General features: G+C 58.5%; 1 protein-coding gene. It reads left to right on the top strand.

The annotated features are described in order from the left end of the window. Window positions 1–65: 65 nt before the first annotated feature. On the top strand, window positions 66–1415 hold the full coding sequence (locus K289_RS0140815; protein ID WP_051311367.1) for an IS701 family transposase: 1350 nt from the start codon (window positions 66–68) through the stop codon (window positions 1413–1415). The last annotated feature ends 40 nt before the right edge of the window (window positions 1416–1455 follow it).

The following is a 1455-nucleotide window of genomic DNA, read 5'->3' as shown; positions in this document are numbered from 1 at the left end:
CTAGCACTACTTTGGCAGATTATTTGATTTCCGTGAGTTTTTAGGATTCCCGAATCGATTCTTCAATGATTCATGGGTGGTCGGCTCTTGGAGGGCTGACCATGGCGCAATGGGAAGACGAACTCGAACGCTGGCTGAAGCCGTTCTTGGACCGGTTGGGTCACAAGACCCGGCAGCGGATGTGTCCACTGTACGTTGCGGGATTGATCGGTCCTGGCGATCGCAAGAGCGTTCAGCCGATGGCAGAACGCCTTGTCACGGGCAACTACGATCAGCTGCACCATTTCATCGCCGATGGTGTCTGGGACGCATCACCGCTGGAATCTGAGCTGCTCAACCAGGCGGACCGGCTTGTCGGCGGCAAGGATGCGGTGCTGGTTATTGATGACACCGCAATGCCGAAGAAGGGCGAACACTCGGTTGGTGTTGCAGCTCAATATGCGTCGGCTCTTGGCAAAACGGCAAATTGCCAAACGCTGGTGTCTTTGACGCTTGCGCGCGCCGAAGTGCCGGTGATGGTCGCGTTGCGTCTCTTTCTGCCCGACAGTTGGACAAGCGACGCCGCACGCTTGGAGCGCGCCGGCGTACCGGTCGAATACCGAGCGCCACGATCCAAGCCAGAGATTGCTCTGGCCGAGATTGATCGTGCGATGGCAGCCGGCGTGCGCTTTGGTTGTGTGGTGGCGGATGCAGGATACGGGCTCAGCGCGCCATTTCGACAAGGGCTAACGGCACGCGGGCTACTTTGGGCCGTCGGCATCCCTCGGCACCTCAAGGTGTATCCGGTTGATGTGAAGCTCATTTGGCCGAATACCAAAGTTCGGGGCCGACCACGAAAGCACCACGTACCAGATGTCTTATCGATCGCGGCAGAACAAATGCTGGCCAGCGCCAGGTGGAAAACCGTGAGTTGGCGCAGCGGGACGAAAGGTCGGCTGAAAGCCCGATTTGCTGCTGTCCGTGTCCGCACCGCCGACGGACCTCCGCAGCGGATATGGGATAAGGGTCAGCAGCATCTCCCGGGCGACGAAGCCTGGCTCATTGGCGAGCAACGTGCCTCAGGGGAGAAGAAATACTATCTCGCCAACCTGCCTGCGTCGACGGATCTGCGCACACTGGCCGCCACCATCAAGGCACGATGGATTTGCGAGCAGGCGCATCAGCAGTTGAAAGAGGAGCTTGGACTTGATCACTTCGAAGGGCGATCATGGCAAGGTCTTCATCGTCACGCCCTGATGACTATGATTGCCTACGCCTTCTTGCAACACCGTCGCCTCGCACACGCGGGGCGGAAAAAAAAGAATCAACGGGCCTCCGCCTCAGCCAACCATGCCCGCAGTACGACACGCCATCGTCGATCGCATCCTGCGGCCGCCGGCTCAGTGGTGTCCGTACTGCAGAAAACAACTCCTTGAAAAGTCGCCGCACAAACAGATTCTGCCAAAGTAGTGCTAG

Origin of the sequence: Bradyrhizobium sp. Cp5.3 (assembly GCF_000426265.1) — a bacterium.
Taxonomy (GTDB): Bacteria; Pseudomonadota; Alphaproteobacteria; order Rhizobiales; family Xanthobacteraceae; genus Bradyrhizobium; species Bradyrhizobium neotropicale.
The sequence above is the reverse complement of the archived record's forward strand: the minus strand, read 5'-3'. Positions and strand labels throughout refer to the sequence as shown.